The organism is Streptomyces sannanensis (assembly GCF_039536205.1).
GTDB lineage: Bacteria > Actinomycetota > Actinomycetes > Streptomycetales > Streptomycetaceae > Streptomyces > Streptomyces sannanensis.
In genome coordinates this window covers 4,879,333-4,900,682 of sequence record NZ_BAAAYL010000001.1, presented here as the reverse complement: position 1 = coordinate 4,900,682, position 21,350 = coordinate 4,879,333, and the positions used below count along the sequence as shown (strand labels likewise).

The following is a 21,350-nucleotide window of genomic DNA, read 5'->3' as shown; positions in this document are numbered from 1 at the left end:
GCGGACGTGGGGGATTTGGCTGTCGGGGAAGCCGTCGAGGAAGTGGACGACGCCGCACGGGACGGGCGGCCCGCGAAGCAGCGGCGCTCCCTGTTGAAGGAGCTGCCGCTCCTCATCGGTGTCGCGCTGCTGCTGTCCCTGGTCATCAAGACCTTCCTGGTGCAGCCGTTCTCCATCCCCTCCGGCTCCATGCAGAACACGCTGCAGCTGAACGACCGCGTGCTGGTCGACAAGCTGACACCGTGGTTCGGCGCGGAGCCGGAGCGCGGCGAGGTCGTCGTCTTCCACGACCCGGACAACTGGCTCGCGGGCCTGCCCGAGCCGAGCCCGAATCCCCTGCGCAAGGCTCTGGGCCTCGTCGGACTGATGCCACCCGCCGACGAGAAGAACCTCATCAAGCGGGTCGTCGCGGTCGCCGGTGACACGGTCGAGTGCAAGGGCACCGGACCGCTGAAGGTCAACGGCAGGGCCCTCGACGAGCCGTACGTCCACCCCGGGAACACCCCGTGCAGCGACGACGAGGGAGGCCAGTTCAAGGTCACGGTGCCCGCCGGCATGATCTGGGTCATGGGTGACCACCGGCAGGACTCCCGGGACTCCCGCTATCACCAGCAGGACAAGCACCACGGCTTCGTGCCGGTCGACGACGTCGTGGGCCGCGCCGTCCTCGTCGGCTGGCCGCCCACCCGCTGGGCCACCCTGCCGGTCCCGGACACGTTCCGGCCCTGACACTCTCTGCCGGGCGAGCTACCAGAACGAAGCGACCCCGCCGAGTGAGCGCTGGGTCTTCGGCCTCGAGGAGATCCCGGCGACGGACACGGAGGGCCGGGAGCAGACGCAGCACTTCACCGGCCCGGACGGGAGCTGGGTCGATCTGGGCGACGACGGGCTGCACCGGGCCCGGTCCTTACCACCGGAGCGTCGAGATCGTGGACGGCATCAGGGTCACGAGCGTGCCCCCGCACGCTTGCGGACCTGTTGCGGTCGGGGCCGCGGGACGCGGCTCTGGCGGCGGTGGACTCCACGTTGAGCGTGCGGCCGGTGCCGGGGGGCACCGCACGTCAAGCGCCCCTCGCCGGCCTGCCGCGCGGAGATCGGTGACGTGCTGAGGTCGGGTTCGCCACGAGGCAGCAAGCGGACACGCTCATGGCTGGAGCCGGCAGACCCGAAGTGCGGATCGCCGGCCGAGACCATTGCCCGTCTGCGGATGTACGACGCAGGCCTGCGCCCCGAGACCCAGGCGCGGCTGATCACACCCGGCGGGCGCCGCTGCCAGGTCGTCACGACCAGCCGGGACGCCCTCCGGGCGTTGCTCGCCGGCCTGAAGGCCAGGGCAGTCACGCCCGCTGAACATGAGTGGGGCCGCCGCCGGTGGAGAGCCGTCCGGTGTGCGTCCTCAACGGGGCTCGCCGGCCTTCGGCGAAGGGGGCACGGCAGAACTCCCGGCGGACCAGAAGTCGGAGCGCACATTGGGGTAGGGGATTTCGTCGCCCGAGTAGTCCGGGCCGTTGGATTTAATAGTCGGCTCGGCGACCTCGGACTCCCGCACGCACGGGGTGGTGACCTTGAGGAATACCTGCCCCTTGTCACCAATGGCCAAGACGATCCCGAATCCATCGGACGACTTGGCGAAGACAGCGGGATTCTCTCTGTCCTGGTTCACGGAGGTAATCTTGTAGCCGCTCTTCTTCCAGAACCGCTCGATCACACCGAGAAAGCTGCCGCGCCGCTGCTCAGAAATGATGGTCATCACTGCCCGGTACCGGGTCACGGTGCAGCTTCCGGTCGTCGTTTCGTCATGGGTCCACTGGATTTCCGGTACGACCGCACCCATCGTCGCGTCCAGCATCGCATCCGCACGCGTGGCCGCTTCTTGCATATCCATGCTCGCCGCAGCTCCCTTTCTCTCTTCACCGAGAAATCCACACCCAACCAAGAGTGATCCCATAAAGGCGACCCAAAGAGCGACCAGTGTCGCCGACCTCACTCGCTTCATCGCCACTCCTCCATGCTTATTTTCTCGGATCTCCCCGCGACGATCCTGGCGATGTTCTCTGCCGACTCGTCGTCCAGTTCCGGGGTGAAGTACTGGGAGTGCGCGTCGAAGCCGCCCAGGTCACGAATGGGACGCGGCCCGTCGTCGACCTTGAATCGCTGTGCGCCGAAGGCCTCACTGGCCGGGTCCTTGCCGAAATAGAGGTCGTCATTCCCCCAGTCGAAGACGTCGCCGTAGATGAGCGAGCCCAGGGGGCCCGCAAGAGCCACCTCAGTTTTCGACGGCAGTTTGGTGACCGGGTCATTGTCGGCCGCGCCGACAAAGACGTGGCTCCGGTCGACGCCGAGGTCCTGCGCCTTGTCGACGCCGACACCGGGACTGCCGAGCAGAATGATGTCGTCAACACCCGGGATCCCGCCCGACTGTTTGGCTGCCGTGCCCACAGTGAGCGAACCGTAGGAGTGGCCGATGGCGGTCAGGTGAGGATCCTTGTTCTCGTTCGTGGCATCCAGTCCGGCCATGAAGTCGTTGTAGTCAGGAGCCCCCCGCTTTGCGTCCCCCGTGCTCATGACGTCCACATGCTGCGGAGCGTCGTAGCCGAGCCAGACGATCGCCGCGCTGGACTTGTCGTACCACTGTGCACCCTTGGCCGTGTCCTTGGCGCGCTTCATCGTGTCCTCGACGAACTCCTTGTCGAGTTTCGTCCCCAGCCCCGGCACATACGCCGACACGTTCCGTGCGGTGTCCGGGTTGCCGTACGAGACGATGGCCCGGCCATTACCCTCGTCCCCGATCCCCAGCAGGAACATCGGCGGATGGCTGGGCTTGTTCAGTTTCTCCTGGATCATCCGCAGCGCATCCAGCTTGGTGCGCGCATCGTCGTCGCCCTGACCTGCCAGCTTGTCCATCAGCACCGGCAGGTAGTTCCGGTTCGCCTCGTCGCGTGCCACTGCCGGGACACCGTCGAGATAGCCGATCATGTCCGGCGCGACGTTCAGGTACTCCTGGCGCTGCTCGTCGGTCAGCCCGTCCCACCATTCCTTGCGCTGGGCAGGGGACTTGTCGAACGGGATGTCGTCCGCCAGGTACTTGCCCGCGGTGGAGCGGACCTCCGCCGTGTCACGGTACGCGTCCTTCAGCGTGGCCTCGGTGACGTCGAGGCCCTCGGCCGCCTTGAGCTCGCCCAGTGTCCGTGCGTATCTGCCGTCGATCTCGGCGGCGGACCTGACGGCCCGGGCGATGCGGTCCGCTATGTCCTGCGCCTTCGCCACGTTCGGGTTGGGCGGCTTGAGACCCGGATAGAACGGGGACCGGAAGTCCTCGCCGAAGCGGGGAGCCTCCAGGGGCAGGCGCGCGCTGCCCTGCACGCTCCCTCCAGGGGCGTCCTTCGGCCCGGTCAGGGTGTCGCTGACGGCGGCCGGATAGCCGATGGAACCGTCCGCGTGGACGGTGAAGTGGAGTGCGGCGGCCTCCTCCATAGCCTGCTTGAGCTGACGCTGCGGCTCGGCCAGGTCGGCGGCCAGGCCGTTCAGCGTCGTACGGACAAGGCCGCACTCGGTGTGCAGGTACCGGAAGTTGCGCCGCAGCCGCTGCAACCGCCCCAGCGCCGCCTCCGCGGACTCGCTCTCCTGGGTGTCCCGCAGCTTCGCCGTCATCGCCCGGTCGACCCGGCCGCCGTCCGCGTCCGACCGGCCGGAGACGTCGTTCCAGCCGTCGGCCGCGTCCTCGAGCTCGGACAGCTTCAGATCCCGCAGCTGCTGCCAGGTGAGTGCCGTACCGGTCACCGGGGCTCACCGCCCTTCCTGACGCCCTGGAACGACTGCTCCACCGCGGTGTCCGTCTCTCTCATCTCCTTGGCGACCGTCCGCAACGCCCCTTCCAGGTAGTCGCATTCGTCCCGCACGGCGGCCAGGCGCTCTTCCCACGACTTCAGCACGGCGTTCAGCGCGGCCACGGACGACAGACCCGCCACGCCCGACACGACGCCCTCGTGCGCGGGACGGAGACGGCTCCGGCTCATCTCGGTGTTCGTCCGCAGTGAGCCGGCGGTGCCCGACGCGCTCGTCCAGGGGCCACCGCTGTGCTTCAGCTCGCCGGCACCGGCGTCCGGACCGGACACCGATGCAAGGGACATCCGCGCTTCGCCTGCGCCTGTCGTCCCCGGATCCGGGGCCAGATCGAACAGTTCCCGCCAGCGCTCCGAATAGGACACGGACGCCATCCCCCCGCTCTTCTCCCCATACGCACGTCTGTGCGATCGCGCGACATGACGTTAGCGCGGCTCCCCGGGGTGAGAGCGAACGCGAAGCGGATCAGTCCGAGAAAAACGCTCGGTACGTAGCACGCAGGGCGCACCACCGCAAGAGCTCAGCAACTCAGCGTCAGGCGCAGATGGGTAGGCGTGCGTGCCCATGGGAGGCACCGCGTGGGCGGGCTGGTGGCAGGCACCGCACCGCACCGCAGCGCGAGCAGTCGCCGCGGTGCGGTGCGGTGCGCCACAGCACTAGGCGACCGCGTCCGCCTCCGTGCGCCGTGTCGTCGTGGCGATCGTCGCCGAGCCGACCACGCGCGTGTCGTCGTAGAGGACGATCGCCTGGCCGGGGGCCACGCTGCGGACCGGCTCCGTGAAGGTGACCCGGAGCTCGCCGTCGACGAGTTCCGCGGTCACCTCGGTCTCGCCGCCGTGGGCGCGGAGCTGGGCCGTGTACGTGCCGGGGCCGGACGGGGCCGTGCCGCACCAGCGGGGCTTGATGGCCGTGAGGGCGGTGACGTCCAGGGCCTCGGCCGGTCCGACCGTCACGGTGTTGTTCACCGGGGAGATGTCGAGGACGTAGCGCGGCTTGCCGTCGGGCGCGGGGTGTCCGATGCGCAGGCCCTTGCGCTGGCCGATGGTGAAGCCGTACGCACCGTCGTGCGTGCCCACCGTGGTGCCGGACTCGTCGACGATGTCGCCCTCGGCCTTGCCGAGGCGCTTGGCGAGGAAGCCCTGGGTGTCGCCGTCGGCGATGAAGCAGATGTCGTGACTGTCGGGCTTCTTGGCGACGGCCAGGCCGCGGCGCTCGGCCTCGGCGCGGATCTCGTCCTTGGTGGTGATCGTGTCGCCGAGCGGGAACATCGCGTGGGCAAGCTGGCGCTCGTCGAGGACGCCGAGGACGTACGACTGATCCTTGGCCATGTCGGAGGCCCGGTGCAGCTCGCGGCTCCCGTCCTCGCGGGTCACGACGGTCGCGTAGTGCCCGGTGCAGACCGCGTCGAAGCCCAGCGCGAGCGCCTTGTCGAGCAGCGCCGCGAACTTGATCTTCTCGTTGCAGCGCAGGCACGGATTGGGGGTGCGGCCCGCCTCGTACTCCGCGATGAAGTCCTCCACCACGTCCTCGCGGAAGCGCTCGGCCAGGTCCCAGCAGTAGAAGGGGATGCCGATGACGTCCGCGGCGCGCCGCGCGTCGCGGGAGTCCTCGATGGTGCAACAGCCTCGCGCGCCCGTGCGGAAGGACTGCGGGTTCGCGGAGAGCGCGAGGTGTACGCCGGTGACGTCATGGCCGGCCTCGACGGCACGGGCGGCGGCGACGGCGGAGTCCACGCCGCCCGACATGGCGGCGAGCACACGGAGGGGACGCTGGGAAGTCTGAGTCATAGCACCCTCCAGAGTACGGGTCCGGGGAACCACGGTCGCGTGAGTATGCGTTCTGGATCACGCGGGGCCGGTCATATGGAGCGGATCAACCGCGAGGGACCGGACAGGACGGATCAGGCGGGGGTGGATCGATGACGGGCGACAAAAGCCGGGGGGTGAGCCGGCGCGCGCTGCTGATCGGCGGTGCCGCGGCCGCCGTGGGGGCGGTGGCACTGGCCCAGGACGAGCTGAGCCGTGTGTGGTGGCGGTTGCCGGGCGTCGACAAGCCGCGCAAGGCGGGCGAGCTGGACCACGCCGGCGCGGAGTGGATCGCCGCGTCCCCGGCGAACTGGCGGCGCGCGGACCGGCCCGCCGACTATGTGATCGACCGGGTGGTCGTACATGTGGTGCAGGGCAGCTATCCGGTGGCGCTCAAGGTCTTCCGGGATCCGGGGCACGGCGCCGCCGCGCACTATGTCGTACGCAAGGACGGGCATGTGGCGCAGATGATCCGGGAGCTGGATGTGGCGTTCCACGCGGGCAGCCGGCCGTACAACGAGCGCAGCATCGGCATAGAGCATGAGGGCTTCGTGGACCGGCCCGGCTCCTTCACGGATGCGATGTACGCGGCGTCGGCGCGGCTGACCGCGGGGATCTGTGCCCGATACGGGATCCCGGTGGACCGTAAGCACATCGTGGGGCATGTCGAGGTGCCGGGAACGGACCACACCGATCCCGGTCCGCACTGGGACTGGGACCGGTATCTGGCACTGGTGAGGAAGGCCGCGCCGGCCCGGTGATCCATCGCCTCCGCGGCGCGGGGCGTCAGACCAGCCCGGCCGTGCGTGCCCGTTCCACCGCCGGGCCGATGGCCGAGGCCACGGCCGCCACGTCGTCCTCGGTGGAGGTGTGGCCCAGCGAGAAGCGCAGGGTGCCGCGGGCCAGGTCCGGGTCCGTCCCCGTGGCCAGCAGGACATGGCTGGGCTGGGCCACTCCGGCCGTGCAGGCGGAGCCTGTGGAGCACTGGATGCCCTGTGCGTCGAGGAGCAGCAGCAGGGAGTCGCCTTCGCAGCCGGGGAAGGTGAAGTGGGCGTTGGCGGGAAGGCGTTCGACCGGGTCGCCGCCCAGAACGGCGTCCGGTACGGCGGCCCGTACGGACGCGATCAGCTCGTCGCGCAGGGCGCCGATCTCGCGGGCGAACTCCTCGTGCCGCTCGGCGGCGAGCCGTGCGGCGACCGCGAAGGCGGCGATGGCGGGCACGTCGAGGGTGCCGGAGCGTACGTGCCGCTCCTGGCCGCCGCCGTGCAGCACCGGCACGGGGCTGTACTGGCGGCCGAGCAGCAGCGCGCCGATTCCGTACGGGCCGCCGATCTTGTGCCCGGAAACGGTCATGGCGGCCAGGCCGGACGCGGCGAAGTCCACGTCCAGCTGGCCGACGGCCTGAACCGCGTCGGCGTGCAGCGGTACGTCGAACTCGGCCGCCGCGGCCGCCAGTTCGCGTACCGGCATGAGGGTGCCGATCTCGTTGTTGGCCCACATCACGGTGGCCAGCGCGACGTCCGAGGGGTCCCGCACGATCGCCTCGATCAGCGCATCGGGGTCCACCCGCCCGTAGCCGTCGACCGGCAGGTACTCGACCACCGCGCCCTCGTGCTCGCCGAGCCAGTGCACCGCGTCCAGCACCGCGTGATGCTCGACGGGGCTGGCCAGGATCCGGGTGCGGCGCGGATCGGCGTCCCTGCGTGCCCAGTACAGGCCCTTGACGGCGAGGTTGTCGGCCTCGGTGCCGCCCGCGGTGAACACCACCTCGCTCGGCCGGGCGCCGAGCGCCTCGGCGAGGGTTTCGCGGGCCTCCTCCACGGTGCGTCTCGCCCGGCGGCCCGCGGCGTGCAGGGAAGAGGCGTTCCCGGTGACGGTCAGCTGGGCGGTCATCGCCTCGACCGCCTCGGGGAGCATCGGGGTGGTTGCGGCGTGGTCGAGGTAAGCCATGGTGGCTCCGATTCTACGAGCCGCGCTGCGGCCCGCCGTACAGCCCGGTCACCGCGGCCGCCACGCGGGCCAGTTCCGCGCGGGCCTCGGCGTCCGCGCCCCATGGCCGGACGTCGGCCTCACCATGAGCCCGTACGGTCCACGGCGCAGATGACGACAGCGACTGTTTACGGAACCCGCAAGAAGTGTACAGTCCTGTACATGGTTGACATGATTCCGATGACCGAGGCGCGCGCTCGCTTCGGATCCCTGGTGCGCCGCACGGCGCTGGCTCGCGAACGGATCACGATCACGGACCACGGTCAGCCCGCTGCCGTACTGATAAACCCTCAGGAGCTCGCCGACCTGGAGGACGCACTCGCGCTGGCCGAGTACCGGGCACGGCGCGAGTCGGGCGATTTCCGTGGAGTTCCGCACGCCGAGGCCCGCGCCCAACTGGGACTGGAGCGTGAGTGAGTTACGAGATCGTCTGGGACGAGCACGCACTGAACGCGGCCGCCCGGTTCCTCAAGGACGACCCGGACGGCTTGCGGCAGCTCTTCGCGGCGATCGACCTCCTGGCCGACGACCCCCGCCCGCAAGGGAGTGCCGCCTACGGCTCACCCGATCTGCGACGCACGCATGCCGGCCGGTACCGCGTCCTGTACGAGATCACGGACCAGACGGTCACGATCGTGATCGTGCATCTCGGCCGTATCGGCTGAACGGCACCGAGCCGACGGCGGAGGTCAGCCGCGCGGCGCCCGGGCCAGTTGGCGCGACTGGGCCACCAGACGGTCCGCGCTGTCCCAGACCTCGGCGTCCTCCTCCAGGAAGCCGCCTGCCAGGTTGCGGGTCGTGATCGCGACCCGCAGCGGGCCGGGGGCGGGCCGGCAGCGTATGTGGGTGGTGAGTTCGACGGTCGGGGTCCAGCCCTTGAGGCCCAGCTCGAAGGAGGTCGGCGGCAGGCCGTCCACGGCGAGCAGCAGGGACAGCGGATCGGCGTCCCGTCCGTCGGCGAGGCCGAACCAGCCGCGCATCTCACCCTTGCCGGAGGGTGCGCCGACGGCCCAGCCGACGGTCGCCGGGTCCAGCTTCAGCATCAGCCGGTCCATGATCGCGGAGCTGCCGCCGACATCCGGGACGGGCCCGTCGGCGGGGCCCACGCAGTGCTCCGGCGGCGGAATGGCGGGCGGCTTGGCGGAGGTGCGCACATCGTCGGGGAGGGAGTCCAGGTCTCCGTAGGAGGCGAGCACGCGGATGCGCTCGATCTCTGCACCGTTCCCGTCGTACTGGAACAGCGAGGCCTGGCCGGTGGAGAGGGTGCGCCCGGTGCGTACCAGCTCGGTGCGGATCACCGCGCGGCCCGGGGCGGACGGGGTGAGGTAGTGCGCGGAGATGGTGAACGGGTCGGGGTGCGGCAGGGCGTCGCCGAGGGCCCGGCCGAGCAGGGCGAGGAGATAGCCGCCGTTGACGGCGGCGATGATCGTCCAGCCCGCGGAGAGCTCCACGTCGTAGACGCCGGGCTCGTGCGGTCCACGCCGGAGGACCGCGGTGTCGCGGTCGAACTCACTGTCACCGATGAGTGCCTGTGCCATACGGGAACCGTACAGCAGAAAATTACTAAGCGGTAGCTTTTTGAAGTCCGCTATGCCTCTTCCACCGCCGAGGAACGGCGGTTCCAGGCGCGCGGCGCCCGCCAGTGGAAACGCATGGCTGCCAGCCGCAGCAGAAAGGCGGTCGCCGCGGCGAAGGTGCTGGTGGCCGCGTTCAGCGCGTCGAAGCGGATGCAGACGACCACCATGGCGGCGCCGACCATCGCGGGCACGGCATAGAGGTCACGGTCCCAGCGCAGCAGCGATGGCACCTCGTTGGCGAGTACGTCACGGAGGACACCGCCGCCGACGGCGGTGGCCAGGCCCATCGCCGCCGACGCGGTCAGGCCGAGGCCGAAGTCGTACGCCTTGGTGGCCCCGGTCACGCAGAACAGGCCGAGACCGGCCGCGTCGAACACATTGACCGCGCCCTGGATGCGCTCCACCTCGGGGTGCAGAAAGAACACCAGCACGGTCGCCACCAACGGCGTCAGAAAGTACCCGAGATCCGTGAACGCGGCCGGCGGCACCGCACCGATGACCAGGTCACGGAACAGCCCCCCGCCCAGCGCGGTCACCTCGGCCAGCACCGCGATACCGAAGACGTCGAAGTTCTTGCGCACGGCGAGCAGTGCACCGGAGATCGCGAAGACGAAGATTCCGATGATGTCGAGCGAGTGCTGGACGGAGGGGGTGAACAATTCACGGAGCACCCGACATTCTTACCTGCCGAGTGGGACCGTTCAGGACACGGTCAGGACCAGGCGGGCTTCCCCTCGGTGAACAGCCAGGTCCGGAAGAGATCGTCGAGCTGCTGACCGGAGACCTTCTCGGCGAGCGCGACGAAGTCGGCGGTGTTCACATTGCCGCCCTTGTGGAGCGCCGTCCAGGCAGGCAGCAGCTCGAAGAACGCCTTGTCGCCGATCCGCTCGCGCAGCACCTGCAGCGTCAGCGCGCCGCGCCGGTAGACGGCCGAGGCGAACATGGTGTCGCGCTGCGGGTCGCCGACCGTGACCTGCCAGAAGGGGTCGCCGGCCGGTCGCCGGTCGTAGTAGGCGCGGGCCAGGTCGTGCGCGGTGCCCCGGCCCTTGTGCTCCTCCCACAGCCACTGGGCGTAGCTGGCGAAGCCCTCGTTCAGCCAGATGTCCTTCCACTGCTCCACCGAGACCGAGTCGCCGAACCACTGGTGGGCCAGCTCGTGCGCGATGGTGGACTCGCTGCGCACCGCCGAGTAGACCGGCTTGGTCTGGGTCTCCAGCGAGAAGCCGGCCTCCGGCATGTCGTCGACGATCGCGCCGGTCTCCTCGAAGGGGTAAGGACCGAAGACCTTCGACCAGTAGTCGGTGACCTCCGCGGTGACCGCGTACACGTCCACGGTGTTGTCGTTCGCCAGCACAGGGTCGATCGCCACATACATGGGGATGCCGCCCGGCGTGCGGCCGGTCCTTACGTCGAACTTGCCGATGGTGGCGGTCACGAGATACGTGGCCATGGGCTTGGTCTCGCGCCAGTGCGTGACGGTGGTGTCCCCCTGGGTGCGCGTGGAGACCAGCCGGCCGTTGGAGACACCGCCCAGGCCCTTGGGCGCCTTGATCCGGATGTCGTACGTCGCCTTGTCGGAGGGGTGGTCGCTGGACGGGAACCAGGTGGAGGCAGCGTTGGGCTCACAGGCCACGAACACCCCGTCAGGTGTCTTCATCCAGCCGTAGCTGGAGCCGAACACGATCGGCCCGCCCAGCGGCTCGGGCACCCCGCCGTAGACGACGGTGACGGTGAACTCCTTCCCCTTGGGCAGCACACCCTTGGGGTCGATCCGGATCTCGTCGCCCTCGCGCGTGAAGCCGGCGCGTCTGCCGTTCACTTCGACGGACGTGACCTCCAGTTTCTGGAGGTCGAGATCGAAGGAGGTGAGGTGCCGGGTGGCCCGGGCCGTGAGGGTCGTACGGCCGTCGAGCCGGTCGGTGTCCGGGTTGTAGGCCACGTCGAGCGCGTAATGCTGCGCGTCGAAGCCGCCGTTGCCGAGCTGGGGGAAGTACGGGTCACCGATGCCGTCGCCCCCGGGTCCGGGGGCGGGGGCGGCGGAGATCAGGAAGGCGGAAGCCGTCGCGGTGGCGAGGGCCGCCAGACGTGCCGAACGGGAGAGTGCCATGGTCTTCCCTTCGAGACGTTCCGTTGGAACGGACAGGGCGACTCTGCACTCTCCCGCTTGGGCATGCGCATGACTTTGCCAAGAAATCAGATGCTACTTGGATTTGAGTCCTGAATGTCACCTTCCGCGGAGTCCTCGGAGGCGCCGGCCTCCGCGGGGGACTCGGCCTTCGTCACGGCCGGCGACTTGGGGGTCGCGTCGACAACCTCCACCGACTCCCGGGCCTCCGGCAGCACCGCCTCGCCCGGCGCCTGGTCGGGAGCCACGCCGCGGAGCGGCACATCAGACACGGACTCCGGGTGGTGGCACGCCACCTGGTGACCGGTCCTCAGGGTCAGCAGCGGCGGCTCCTGCGTCTTGCAGACCTCCGTCGCCTTCCAGCACCGGGTGTGGAACCGGCAGCCGCTCGGCGGCGAGATCGGCGACGGGACGTCGCCCTTGAGCAGGATCCGGTCGCTCTTCGCACCACGCCGCCGCGGGTCCGGCACCGGCACCGCGGACAGCAGCGCCTTGGTGTACGGGTGCATCGGCGACTCGTACAGCGAGTCGCGGTCCGCCAGCTCGACGATCTTGCCGAGGTACATCACCGCGATCCGGTCCGAGACATGGCGGATGACGGACAGGTCGTGCGCGATGATCACGTACGTCAGGCCCAGTTCCTGCTGGAGGTCGTCCATCAGGTTGACCACCTGGGCCTGGACCGAGACGTCCAGCGCGGAGACCGGCTCGTCCGCGACGACGAGCTTCGGCTTGAGCGCGAGCGCCCGTGCGATGCCGATGCGCTGGCGCTGGCCGCCGGAGAACTCATGCGGGTAGCGGTTGTAGTGCTCGGGGTTGAGGCCGACCAGCCCCAGCAGCCGCTGGACCTCCTTCTTCACGCCGCCCTCGGGCTCCACGCCCTGGAGCTTGAAGGGAGCGGAGACGATCGAGCCGACCGTGTGACGCGGGTTCAGCGAGCCGTACGGGTCCTGGAAGATCATCTGCACATCGCGCCGCAGCGGGCGCATGCCCGAGACACCGAGGTGCGTGATGTCCTTGCCCTCGAACTCGATCTTTCCGCCGGTCGGCTCGAGCAGCCGGGTGATCAGCCGGCCCATGGTCGACTTGCCGCAGCCGGACTCGCCGACGACGCCGAGCGTCTCCCCGGGCCGTACCTCGAAGTCGATGCCGTCGACGGCCTTGACCGCGCCGGTCTGCCGCTGCAGCAGCCCCTTCTTGATGGGGAAGTGCTTGACCAGGCCGGTGACCCTGAGCAGCGGTTCGGGCGAGGAGGACGCGGAAGAGTTCGCCTGCTCCGGGATCGTCATCTCGGGATCCTTTGTCTCACTCACAGCTTCGGCGCAATCTCTTCGGTCCAGATCCGGGTCCGCTCCTCCTGCGACATGTGGCAGGCCGAGTAGTGACGGCCGGGACCGTCCCCGCTCAGCAGCTTCAGTTCCGGACGCTGCGTGCGGGTGATGTTGCCCTTGGGCACGTCCGCGTACGGGCAGCGCGGGTGGAAGGCACAGCCGCTGGGGACGTTGATCAGGCTGGGCGGGGAGCCCTTGACCGGGATCAGGCGGTCGGTCTGCTCACGGTCGATGCGCGGCATCGAGCCCAGCAGACCCCAGGTGTAGGGGTGCTGGGGCTGGTAGAAGACCTGCTCCGCCGGGCCGCGCTCGATGCAGCGGCCGCCGTACATCACCAGGATGTCGTCGGCGAGCTCGGCGACCACGCCCAGGTCGTGGGTGATGATGATGACCGCGGAGCCGAACTCCTTCTGCAGATCACGGATGAGGTCGAGGATCTGCGCCTGGACGGTCACGTCCAGCGCGGTCGTCGGCTCGTCGGCGATCAGCAGCTCCGGGTTGTTGACCAGCGCCATCGCGATCATCGCGCGCTGGCGCATACCGCCGGAGAACTCGTGCGGGTAGTTGTCGGCGCGCTTGCCCGGTTCGGGGATGCCGACCCGGTCGAGAAGCTCGACGGCCCGCTTGCGGGCGGTCTTCTTGTCGACGTCGTGGTGGACCCGGTACGCCTCCACGATCTGGTGGCCGACCGTGTAGTACGGATGCATCGCGGACAGCGGATCCTGGAAGATCATCGCCATGTCACGGCCGCGCAGCTTGCGTACGGTGTCCGGGTCGGCCGACAGCAGCTCCTGGCCGTTCAGCCAGATCTCGCCGGATATCCGCGCCTTCTGCCTGCCGTACTGACCGACCGTGTGCAGGCCCATGATGCCGAGCGAGGTGACCGACTTCCCGGAGCCGGACTCACCCACGATGCCGAGGGTCTTGCCCTTCTCCAGCTGGAAGGTCAGACCGTCGACCGACTTGACCAGACCGTCGTCCGTCGGGAAGTGGATCTTCAGGTCGCGTACGTCGAGGAAGACGTCCGAGTCCGGGGCGCCGGCGGCGACGGGTTCGTTGACCGCTCCGGTCTTCTTGATGTCCGTCATGCCAGCCTCACTCGGGGGTCGATCACGGCGTACAGGAGGTCGACGACGAGGTTGGCGATGACCACCGCGGCGGCGGTGATGAGGGTGACGCCGATGATGATGGGAAGGTCTCGGTCACCGATCGACTTGATCGCCAGGTAGCCGAGGCCGTGCAGGGAGAACGTGGACTCGGTGAGGATCGCGCCGCCCACCAGGGCGCCGAGGTCCATACCGAGGATGGTCAGGATGGGGGTCATGGTGGAGCGCATGGCGTGCTTGCCGAGCACGACCGGCTCCCGCAGGCCCTTGGCGCGCGCGGTACGGATGTAGTCCTCGCCGAGCACTTCGAGCAGGGTGGCGCGGGTGAGACGGGCGTACATGGCGGCGTAGAGGAAGGCGAGCGTGACCCAGGGCAGGATCAGTCCGCCGAACCAGCCGCCGAAGCTCTCCCCGATCGGCACGTACTCGGCGTTCGTCCAGTCCAGTTGGGTACGGAAGACGAGCAGGGCCAGCATGCCGGTGAAGTAGATCGGCAGGGAGACACCCGCGAGGGCGGTGATCATCGCGGTGCGGTCGACGACCGTGCCCCGCTTGAGCGCGGAGATCACACCGGTGGAGACGCCGGCCAGGAGCCACAGCACCACGGCACCGATGATCATCGAGAGGGTCACCGGGAAGGCGTCCTTGAGCATCGGCCAGACGTCTTGCTCCGTACGGAACGAGTAGCCGAAGCAGGGAGCGGCGCAGTGAATGGTCTCACCGCCGCTGCTGTAGTCACGGCCGGCGACGACACCCACGACGAAGTGCCAGAACTGCACCAGGATCGGCTCGTCCAGGCCCAGCTTCTGGCGGATGCCTTCGATGGCGGCCGGGTCCGCCTGCTTGCCGACGAACATCGCGGCAGGATCGCTGCCGGTCATCTTGGGGATCAGGAAGAAGATGCCGAACGTCACCAGGGTGACGACCATCAGCATCACAATGACGGCGGTCAGCCGCCTGATGAGATATGCAAGCATGCAGTCGGCCCGGCGGTGGCCGGGGAACCCCGGAAGGTTCCCCGGCCACCGCGCACGGCCATCACCTGCCCTTCGAGCCTAGCGGCGGGTGCGCCGGTGTAGCTGACAGACGGTCACTTGACGACGCCCAGCGAGGCGTAGTCGTAGCGGCCGTTGTACGCGTCGGCCGTGTACACGTTCGTCAGGCGGGAGCCGCGCCAGACGATGTTCTTCTCGTGGGTGAAGGGCAGGTAGACCGCGGCGTCCGTGACCTTCGTGTTGATCTGCTTGTAGAACTCGCCGGCCTTGTTGGGGTCGGTCTCCGCCAGCGCCTGGTCGAACAGGGTGTTGATCGCCGGGTCGTTCAGCTGCGAGAAGTTGTTGTTACCGCTCTGCAGGATGAAGCGGCCGTCGACCAGCGGCTGCAGGAAGCCCTGACCGGACGGGAAGTCGGCTCCCCAGCCCATGATGATGATGCCGTAGCCCTTGTCCTTCACGACCTTGGGCGAGCCGATGATGCCGGAGGTCTGGGCACCGTCGTACTGGTCGATCTGGGCGGTGATGCCGACCTTGGCGAGCGCCTGCTGCAGCGACTCGGCCGTCGCGATCTCGACCGGCTTGTTGTTGCGGACCGCGATGGTGGTCTTGAAGCCGTTCGGCTGGCCGCACTTCTTCAGCGCTTCCTTGGCCTTGGCCTCGTCCGGCTTGCCGGACAGCTTGCCGTACGGGTCGGCCTTCGGGTCGGAGCCCTTGACGGCCGGCGGCAGCATGTTGGTGGCGATGTCACCACCGGCCTGCGGGCCGCCACGAGCGGTCTGCAGGGACTTGGAGTCGGCCGCGTAGATGATGGCCTTGCGGCACTCGATGTTGTCGAGCGGCTTGACCGTCTGCGGGAACACCGCGTAGCGGATGAAGCCGGTCTGCGGGTTGTCGACGTTGCCCTTGTGCTGCTGCAGCGCCTTGGGGCGGGCGGCCGGGCCGATACCGGTGGCGTTGATGTCGAGGTCGTACTCGCCCTCGATCAGCCGGTTGTCCATGTCGTCGGCGTTGCTCTGCAGCTTGACCGTGATCTTGTCCGGCAGGGCCTTGCGGACGGTGTCCGTCGCCTGGTCCCAGTTCTCGTTGCGGACGAGCGTGATGGACTTGTTCGGCGTGTACTCCTGCCACTTGTACGGGCCCATGGAGGCAGGCTTCAGCTGGTACTTGGCCTTGGTGTCCAGGTCCTGGCGGACCGGGGTGGCCGAGGGCATGGCCAGCATCTGCAGGAAGTCGCTGTTGGCCTTCGGCAGCTTGAAGATGATGGTCTGGTCGTCGGGCGTCTCGATGGCGGACAGGCCGAGCTTGTCCTTGCTGGTGTCCTTGTACGGGCCCTTGTACGCGCCCTTGGGGTCGAGCACCTGCTGGAGGTAGATCGGGCCGCCGGAGATGACGTCCTGCGCCCAGATGCGCTCGATGCCGTACTTCAGGTCCTTGGAGGTGACGGGCTTGCCGTCCTCCCACTTCAGGCCCGACTTCAGCTTGAAGGTGTAGGTCTTGCCGTCGGGCGAGACCTGGCCGGTGTCGGTGGCCATGTCCGGGACCAGCTCGGTGCTGGTGGCGCCCGGCTCGGCCTTGAAGGTGACCAGCTGGCGGGTGTAGTAGCGGGCGAAGTCCCACATGAAGCCGTAGTAACCGCGCTGCGGGTCCCACGAGTCGGCGTCCTGCGTGCCGATGAACTTCAGCTCGCCACCCTTCTTGTCGGACGCGTTGGCGACCTTGTTGACCGCGGCGTTGAAGCCCGCGGCCCCGGCCTTGCCCCCGCCGCCGCCACCGTTGTCGTCCTTGCCGCCGCCACCGCAGGCCGCGGTGCCGAGCAGAGCCGCGACGACGAGGGCGGAGCCTGCGGCGAGCCTGCGCCTCGATGAACTGATGGGTGTCACGATCTCGCAACCTCCGTGGTAGTGGCGGTCCTTGACGAGGAGCCGCCGGCTTTCGATGGCCTCCTGGCTGATCGGCAGGGGCGGGGTCTTGCAGGTCTTACGGGCGGCCCAAGGCCGGATCAGCGGGCGCCCTTCGGGTCGAGCGCGTCCCGTACGCCGTCGCCGAAGAGGTTGAAGGCAAGCACGGTGATGAAGATGGCCAGACCCGGGATCACCATGAACATGGGGTCGGACTCATATGTGTTGACGGCCTTCGAGAGCATCTGGCCCCACGAGGCGGTGGGCGGCTTCACGCCGGCACCGAGGAAGCTGAGCGCGGCCTCCGTGAGGATGTTCGTCGGGATCATCAGGGTGGCGTACACGGTGATCGGGGCGACCAGGTTGGGCAGCAGTTCGCGCCGCAGGATGTAGAGGCGTCCGGCGCCCAGGCTGCGGGCCGCCTCCACGTACTCGCGCTCCCTGAGCGAGAGGGTCTGGCCGCGGACGATCCGGCCGACGTACGGCCAGCCGAAGAAGCCGATCACCAGGACCAGCGCTCCGATGCGGACACCCGAACCCTCCAGACCGAAGAGCTCGTTGGGGAGCACGGAGACCAGCGCGATGGTGAAGAGCAGCTGCGGGAAGGCGAGCATCACGTCCATGACCCGGCTGATCGCCGCGTCGACCCAGCCGCCGAAGTAGCCCGCGACGATTCCGATGACCGTGCCGAGGGCGACGGCGACCAGAGCGGCGAGGAAGGCCACCAGCAGTGAGATCCGGGCGCCGTAGACGATGCGGCTGAACACGTCACGGCCGTTGACCGGCTCGACTCCCAGCAGGAAGTCCGAGCTGATGCCTCCCCAGGAACCGATCGGGGTGCCGAAGAGCGGGTCGATCTTGTCCTCGTGGAAATCGTTCGGCGGATGACCGAGGGCGCTCACGATCACCGGCGCGAGGATCGCGACGACGATGAGGAAGAGCACCACGAATCCACCGGCCAGTGCGAGCTTGTCGCGCTTGAGCCGGGTCCAGGCGATCTTCCACGGGGACCGGCCCTCGATCGCCTTCTCGGGGACGTCCGCGGCGACATCAACGGCCGCGGTCTCAGCGGCTGCAGTGTCATGCAGTGGTGCCGTCATCGTGGTGGGACCCCTCTCGGCCGGCTGTGGTCGGCCCGCGCCCGCCGCTGTAGCGGCTTCGTTCCATCAGTGGTGCAAGTGGTACGTACAACGAGCACCTGCCGCGCGAACAGGTCGATCACGAGCTCGAAGGTGCTTGTTTCCGGGGAGTCTTCAATGTGTTCGCGATCACCCGCCAGACCCGCCGGGGAATGTTTGCATAAACGTGATGCGGTCAGACAGCTTCCGTTATCCGGACTCAATGATCGACTCAGCGGACGACCCGTGCGCTAATCCACCAGGTCGGGCATGCCGCCCAACTACCCTTATTGCACAGTGAATCCGCCCTCGGGCGAGAGCGGGCAGGCGATCGGTGGCGCGATGGTCAGTACGTCCGGGGAGCGGCCGGAAGGCAGCCGTACCCCGGAGCGAGGGCGGGCAGACGGTCGGTGGCGCGGTGGTCAGTACGTCCGGGGAGCGGCCGGAAGGCAGCCGTACCCCGGAGCGAGGGCGGGCAGACGGTCGGTGGCGCGGTGGTCAGTACGTCCGGGGAGCGGCCGGAAGGCAGCCGTACCCCGGAGCGAGCGCGGGCAGACGGTCGGTGGCGCGGTGGTCAGTACGTCCGGGGAGCGACCGGAAGGCAGCCGTACCCCGGAGCGAGCGCGGGCAGACGGTCGGTGGCTCGGTGGTCAGTACGTCCGGGGAGCGACCGGAGGGCAGCCGTACCCGGGAGCGGAGGCGGGGGGCTGGGCGGCATGCGCCTCGCGGTCGTAGAAGGGGCGGGCGTTGGCGCGCAGCCACATGCTCACCGGGTCGTACTCGTCGGACAGCGCCACGGTGGAGACGGGCAGACCGTCCGGGACCGCGGCGATCGACTGCTGCATCATCGCCCGTACCGAATCGACCGACGCCCGGCCGGTGTCGTACAGATCGAGGCCGATGGCCAGATACGGCGCCCCGAGAGCCGGCTGCACCCAGGCGCGGCGCAGCGAGCGCACCACTGGGGTGCGGTGGGCGTTCTGTGTGAGCAGGGCGTAGAACTGCGGGATCTCGATGGCCGGTTCGGACAGCCGCAGCGGTCCGGCCGGCATCCGGTCCAGACCGGTGGCGATCCGGCGCAGATCCGGCCAGGGGATGCCGACACCGCCACCAGGGGCGTGCGGATTGAGCCAGATTCCGGAGCGGTCGGGGTAGAGCGCCTGGGCGATGTCGCGGCCGCCGACCACTTCGTACGCACGGTTCCAGCCACTGGCGGCAAGCTCCTGCGCGGAGGTGACGCAGGGTGCGTAACCGAACCCCTCGACCGCCATGTTTCCGTACTGGGCGTCGGGCGAGCCCGCCTGGCCGTGCCAGAGCAGCATCCAGACCTGGCCGTCGGCGAAGGCGCGCAGCAGCGCCTCGTACGCGTCATAGCGCCCGGGGGTCACCTGGCGCAGCATGTGCTCGACCTGCCCGCCGGCCGCGGTGCCTGACGCGCTCACCCTGGGTCCCGCCCCTCTTCGATCCACCCATGTCATTTGAAGACAGCTGCCAAGACAACAAGAAGCTTAGGCCCTGCCCGGCCGGTCACGCCGGGCTCGCGGCGGCTCGGTGCCCGCCGCGGAGCGGCTGCGGCGCACGGCACCTGGGGGCACCTCCCAGCGATAGCTGGGGGACCGCCGCTCCCTGGTCCGGCCTGACCGGCCGGACAGGACCTGTGGCAGGAGCGCCGTGGCTACTGGTGTTCACGCCGGTAGAACGGGCGGACGCGCTCACGCAGCCAGTCCCCCACCGGGTCCTGGGCCACGTCCAACAACACCAGGTTGACCGGCCAGGGCGGCTGGACCCGGCCCAGCGCCCGGCCCAGCGCGTCCAGCGGGGCCTCGCGTTCGGGGCCGTGCCAGGAGGACAGCTCGACGCCGACGAAGAGGGTGGGACTGTCGCCCTCGACGCTGGCCAGCGCCCGGCGGGCGGACAGCACCACCCCGGTCGCCTCGAACTCGGCGGCGGCGGCGTTGAGGAAGTCGACCGGGTCGTGCTGCCAGTCGGGCTCGTAGAGCCGGACCCGGGCTCCGCTCGCGGGCCCGTCCAGCGCGGTGCGGCCGGCCCGGCAGAGTTCGGCGACGGCGGGCGGCGGCAGCGGCATGCCGACCGCGCCGTCCGGATTCACGGCGATGCCCAACTGCGGGGGCAGGCCGCGGGCGAACTCCACAGCCGGCGCCACGACGAACGGCATGGTGTCGCCGGCACACTGCCGGAACTGCTGCTCGGAGCTGTAGACCGGGACGTAGGCGGCGCCGTGGATGTCCATGGTGGGCAGGTCGAGGTTCGGGCTGTCGGGGCTGCCGCCCCTGGGGAGCGGGATCCAGACCTGGCTGCGGCCGAGCACCTCGACGAGCCGGGCGCCGGCGGAAGGATTGCCGACGGAGGCGGTCAGCACCTCTTCGAGTTCATTGGCCGGCCAGCCGCCGTACTCGTACGGCTGCGGCTGCGCTGGAAAGTCCACCGGGTTCCCCTTCTCCCCCTTGCCTTGCGGACAAGACCCTAACGCCCCTGGCCCCCGGACCGCCCTTCGGGCGGCCCCGGGCGGAGGACGGCAGGCTACTTCGCGAAGCCGATACGCGTCAGCGTCGCCGCCGCGGCGCGGTCCAGCAGGATCGCGGAGGCGCACCCGGAGGGCAGGCGGCCGGTCTCCGCGTCGCGGACCAGGCGGGCCACCGCGTGCCGGTGCCGTGCGAAGGCGTAGCCGGTGACGCCGCGGCCGCGCTCGCGCTGGCCGTCACGGGCCGTCTCGGGGGTGACGTCGAGCAGGACGAGCCGCAGCGCCCGGTCCCGGCGCCGCGCCTCCCGGGCCAGCCAGCGGCGCACCCAGGCCTGGGTGCCGCAGTCGTGGACGACGACGCTCTCGCCGGAGCGCAGGGCGCGGCGCAGCCCGGCGTAGTGGGCCATCCGGACGAGGGGGCGGTAGACGCCGTACGGCAGGAAACGGGGCATCCGCTGCTCCCAGCGGTCCCGGGTGTCCTGGGAGTCGATGGCCCGGGTCTCGGCCGTCCGCCGAATCAGCGTGGACTTGCCGCTGCCGGGCAGCCCGGAGACGACCACCAGGTCGCCGGCCGGGAAGACCAGGGCGCGCGGTCCGCGGCCCGCGCGCTCGCGCAGGTCCCGGACGGTACGGACGGGTCGGGCTCCGGCGGCGCGCGCGGGCACACCGGGCCGGGCCGGCATCGCAGTCGTGGTCACGTACCCGCCTGGCCTTGGCAACTGCAACACCCTCGCCTCCCCGCCTTGTCAGGTCATACGACCCTTCCCCATGGAGTGTAAAGAAACGGTAATGAGGCACAAGGGATTTGGCGGGGCGCCTGATTCCCGGCGCTTCCGGTGCCGGGGGTACGTTTCGGCCCGGCACGTGCAATGATGTGCGCGCCAACTGCATACCGGCCGCTTGAATCCGCGCGGGAGAGTCCCGGTCACACCGTCCGTGTGCCGGGCGCCGAAGGAGCAAGTTCCTCCCTTGAATCTCTCAGGCCCCGTACCGCGTGGATGAGGCAGATCTGAAAAGCGAGCCGTGCGGCTCCACCCAAGGTGCAAGCCGGGTCCTTCCGGGGCTCTCGGCGAACCTCTCA

General features: G+C 69.3%; 20 protein-coding genes and 1 riboswitch. Of the genes, 4 read left to right on the top strand and 16 right to left on the bottom strand.

All coding sequences use genetic code 11. The features are described 5' to 3' along the window. Positions 1-15: 15 nt before the first annotated feature. The gene (gene lepB, locus ABD858_RS23015) at positions 16-729 is read left to right on the top strand and encodes a signal peptidase I (protein ID WP_425586341.1); all 714 of its coding nucleotides are present in this window, start codon (positions 16-18) and stop codon (positions 727-729) included. Positions 730-1,396: 667 nt separating this feature from the next. On the opposite strand, the gene ABD858_RS23010 is transcribed toward lepB, so the two are convergent. The 4 genes from ABD858_RS23010 to mnmA all read right to left on the bottom strand — a co-directional run bounded on the left by ABD858_RS23010 (position 1,397) and on the right by mnmA (position 5,630). Continuing rightward, complete coding sequence (locus ABD858_RS23010; protein ID WP_345040682.1) at positions 1,397-1,885, bottom strand: hypothetical protein; 489 nt, start codon at positions 1,883-1,885, stop codon at positions 1,397-1,399. Positions 1,886-1,992: 107 nt separating this feature from the next. Continuing rightward, entirely contained in the window at positions 1,993-3,780 is a 1,788-nt protein-coding gene (locus ABD858_RS23005) for an alpha/beta hydrolase (RefSeq protein ID WP_345040680.1), read from the bottom strand. Further along, positions 3,777-4,217 carry a hypothetical protein gene (locus ABD858_RS23000; protein ID WP_345040677.1) on the bottom strand — a complete coding sequence of 147 codons (441 nt, stop codon included), beginning with the start codon at positions 4,215-4,217 and terminating at the stop codon, positions 3,777-3,779. The genes ABD858_RS23005 and ABD858_RS23000 overlap by 4 nt, the downstream gene beginning before the upstream one ends. A gap of 282 nt (positions 4,218-4,499) precedes the next feature. Next, entirely contained in the window at positions 4,500-5,630 is a 1,131-nt protein-coding gene (mnmA, locus tag ABD858_RS22995; RefSeq protein WP_345040675.1) for a tRNA 2-thiouridine(34) synthase MnmA, read from the bottom strand. A gap of 131 nt (positions 5,631-5,761) precedes the next feature. On the opposite strand from mnmA, the gene ABD858_RS22990 reads away from it, so the two are divergent. Continuing rightward, positions 5,762-6,409, top strand: a complete 648-nt coding sequence (locus ABD858_RS22990; protein ID WP_345040673.1) for an N-acetylmuramoyl-L-alanine amidase — start codon at positions 5,762-5,764, stop codon at positions 6,407-6,409. A gap of 25 nt (positions 6,410-6,434) precedes the next feature. On the opposite strand, the gene ABD858_RS22985 is transcribed toward ABD858_RS22990, so the two are convergent. Beyond that, positions 6,435-7,598, bottom strand: a complete 1,164-nt coding sequence (locus ABD858_RS22985; RefSeq protein ID WP_345040671.1) for a cysteine desulfurase family protein — start codon at positions 7,596-7,598, stop codon at positions 6,435-6,437. Positions 7,599-7,799: 201 nt separating this feature from the next. Between ABD858_RS22985 and ABD858_RS22980 the strand changes: the two genes are divergently transcribed. After that, on the top strand, positions 7,800-8,054 hold the full coding sequence (locus ABD858_RS22980) for a type II toxin-antitoxin system Phd/YefM family antitoxin (protein ID WP_345040668.1): 255 nt from the start codon (positions 7,800-7,802) through the stop codon (positions 8,052-8,054). Beyond that, complete coding sequence (locus tag ABD858_RS22975; protein WP_345040666.1) at positions 8,051-8,302, top strand: type II toxin-antitoxin system RelE family toxin; 252 nt, start codon at positions 8,051-8,053, stop codon at positions 8,300-8,302. Before ABD858_RS22980 ends, ABD858_RS22975 begins: the two co-directional genes overlap by 4 nt. Positions 8,303-8,326: 24 nt before the next feature. Here the strand turns inward: ABD858_RS22975 and ABD858_RS22970 are convergent, their stop codons facing one another. From ABD858_RS22970 to ABD858_RS22920, 11 genes are all read right to left on the bottom strand, one after another. Beyond that, a complete protein-coding gene (locus tag ABD858_RS22970; RefSeq protein WP_345040664.1) occupies positions 8,327-9,175 on the bottom strand; it encodes a thioesterase family protein in 849 nt (282 codons plus the stop codon). A 50-nt stretch (positions 9,176-9,225) separates the two neighbouring features. Then, positions 9,226-9,885 (bottom strand): trimeric intracellular cation channel family protein, encoded by a 660-nt coding sequence (locus tag ABD858_RS22965; RefSeq protein ID WP_345040662.1) that lies wholly within the window; start codon positions 9,883-9,885, stop codon positions 9,226-9,228. A 41-nt stretch (positions 9,886-9,926) separates the two neighbouring features. Beyond that, the gene (locus ABD858_RS22960; protein ID WP_345040660.1) at positions 9,927-11,321 is read right to left on the bottom strand and encodes a M1 family metallopeptidase; all 1,395 of its coding nucleotides are present in this window, start codon (positions 11,319-11,321) and stop codon (positions 9,927-9,929) included. Positions 11,322-11,407: 86 nt separating this feature from the next. Beyond that, the gene (locus ABD858_RS22955) at positions 11,408-12,628 is read right to left on the bottom strand and encodes an ABC transporter ATP-binding protein (protein ID WP_345040658.1); all 1,221 of its coding nucleotides are present in this window, start codon (positions 12,626-12,628) and stop codon (positions 11,408-11,410) included. Positions 12,629-12,648: 20 nt separating this feature from the next. Then, a complete protein-coding gene (locus ABD858_RS22950) occupies positions 12,649-13,758 on the bottom strand; it encodes an ABC transporter ATP-binding protein (protein WP_345040657.1) in 1,110 nt (369 codons plus the stop codon). Continuing rightward, the gene (locus ABD858_RS22945) at positions 13,755-14,753 is read right to left on the bottom strand and encodes an ABC transporter permease (RefSeq protein ID WP_345040654.1); all 999 of its coding nucleotides are present in this window, start codon (positions 14,751-14,753) and stop codon (positions 13,755-13,757) included. Before ABD858_RS22945 ends, ABD858_RS22950 begins: the two co-directional genes overlap by 4 nt. A gap of 113 nt (positions 14,754-14,866) precedes the next feature. Then, complete coding sequence (locus ABD858_RS22940) at positions 14,867-16,654, bottom strand: ABC transporter substrate-binding protein (protein ID WP_425586340.1); 1,788 nt, start codon at positions 16,652-16,654, stop codon at positions 14,867-14,869. A gap of 116 nt (positions 16,655-16,770) precedes the next feature. Beyond that, positions 16,771-17,769: an ABC transporter permease gene (locus ABD858_RS22935; RefSeq protein WP_345040651.1), complete on the bottom strand. Its 999-nt coding sequence runs from the start codon at positions 17,767-17,769 to the stop codon at positions 16,771-16,773. Between the two features lie 668 nt (positions 17,770-18,437). Beyond that, positions 18,438-19,229 carry an enhanced serine sensitivity protein SseB C-terminal domain-containing protein gene (locus ABD858_RS22930; RefSeq protein WP_345040649.1) on the bottom strand — a complete coding sequence of 264 codons (792 nt, stop codon included), beginning with the start codon at positions 19,227-19,229 and terminating at the stop codon, positions 18,438-18,440. 233 nt (positions 19,230-19,462) lie between these two features. Beyond that, complete coding sequence (locus tag ABD858_RS22925) at positions 19,463-20,233, bottom strand: enhanced serine sensitivity protein SseB (RefSeq protein WP_345040647.1); 771 nt, start codon at positions 20,231-20,233, stop codon at positions 19,463-19,465. Positions 20,234-20,328: 95 nt separating this feature from the next. After that, on the bottom strand, positions 20,329-20,952 hold the full coding sequence (locus tag ABD858_RS22920) for an AAA family ATPase (RefSeq protein ID WP_345044786.1): 624 nt from the start codon (positions 20,950-20,952) through the stop codon (positions 20,329-20,331). A gap of 218 nt (positions 20,953-21,170) precedes the next feature. Beyond that, a riboswitch (glycine riboswitch) is annotated at positions 21,171-21,272 on the top strand. The last annotated feature ends 78 nt before the right edge of the window (positions 21,273-21,350 follow it).

Excerpts from the sequence above, each read along its gene's own strand:
- ABD858_RS22980 (WP_345040668.1), top strand. The coding sequence starts at position 7,800 with ATGGTTGACATGATTCCGATGACCGAGGCGCGCGCTCGCTTCGGATCC.
- ABD858_RS22920 (WP_345044786.1), bottom strand. The coding sequence starts at position 20,952 with ATGCCGGCCCGGCCCGGTGTGCCCGCGCGCGCCGCCGGAGCCCGACCC.
- ABD858_RS22990 (WP_345040673.1), top strand. The coding sequence starts at position 5,762 with ATGACGGGCGACAAAAGCCGGGGGGTGAGCCGGCGCGCGCTGCTGATC.
- mnmA (WP_345040675.1), bottom strand. The coding sequence starts at position 5,630 with ATGACTCAGACTTCCCAGCGTCCCCTCCGTGTGCTCGCCGCCATGTCG.
- ABD858_RS22970 (WP_345040664.1), bottom strand. The coding sequence starts at position 9,175 with ATGGCACAGGCACTCATCGGTGACAGTGAGTTCGACCGCGACACCGCG.
- ABD858_RS23010 (WP_345040682.1), bottom strand. The coding sequence starts at position 1,885 with ATGGATATGCAAGAAGCGGCCACGCGTGCGGATGCGATGCTGGACGCG.
- ABD858_RS22950 (WP_345040657.1), bottom strand. The coding sequence starts at position 13,758 with ATGACGGACATCAAGAAGACCGGAGCGGTCAACGAACCCGTCGCCGCC.
- ABD858_RS22960 (WP_345040660.1), bottom strand. The coding sequence starts at position 11,321 with ATGGCACTCTCCCGTTCGGCACGTCTGGCGGCCCTCGCCACCGCGACG.
- ABD858_RS23000 (WP_345040677.1), bottom strand. The coding sequence starts at position 4,217 with ATGGCGTCCGTGTCCTATTCGGAGCGCTGGCGGGAACTGTTCGATCTG.
- ABD858_RS22955 (WP_345040658.1), bottom strand. The coding sequence starts at position 12,628 with ATGACGATCCCGGAGCAGGCGAACTCTTCCGCGTCCTCCTCGCCCGAA.
- ABD858_RS22985 (WP_345040671.1), bottom strand. The coding sequence starts at position 7,598 with ATGGCTTACCTCGACCACGCCGCAACCACCCCGATGCTCCCCGAGGCG.
- ABD858_RS22945 (WP_345040654.1), bottom strand. The coding sequence starts at position 14,753 with ATGCTTGCATATCTCATCAGGCGGCTGACCGCCGTCATTGTGATGCTG.
- ABD858_RS22935 (WP_345040651.1), bottom strand. The coding sequence starts at position 17,769 with ATGACGGCACCACTGCATGACACTGCAGCCGCTGAGACCGCGGCCGTT.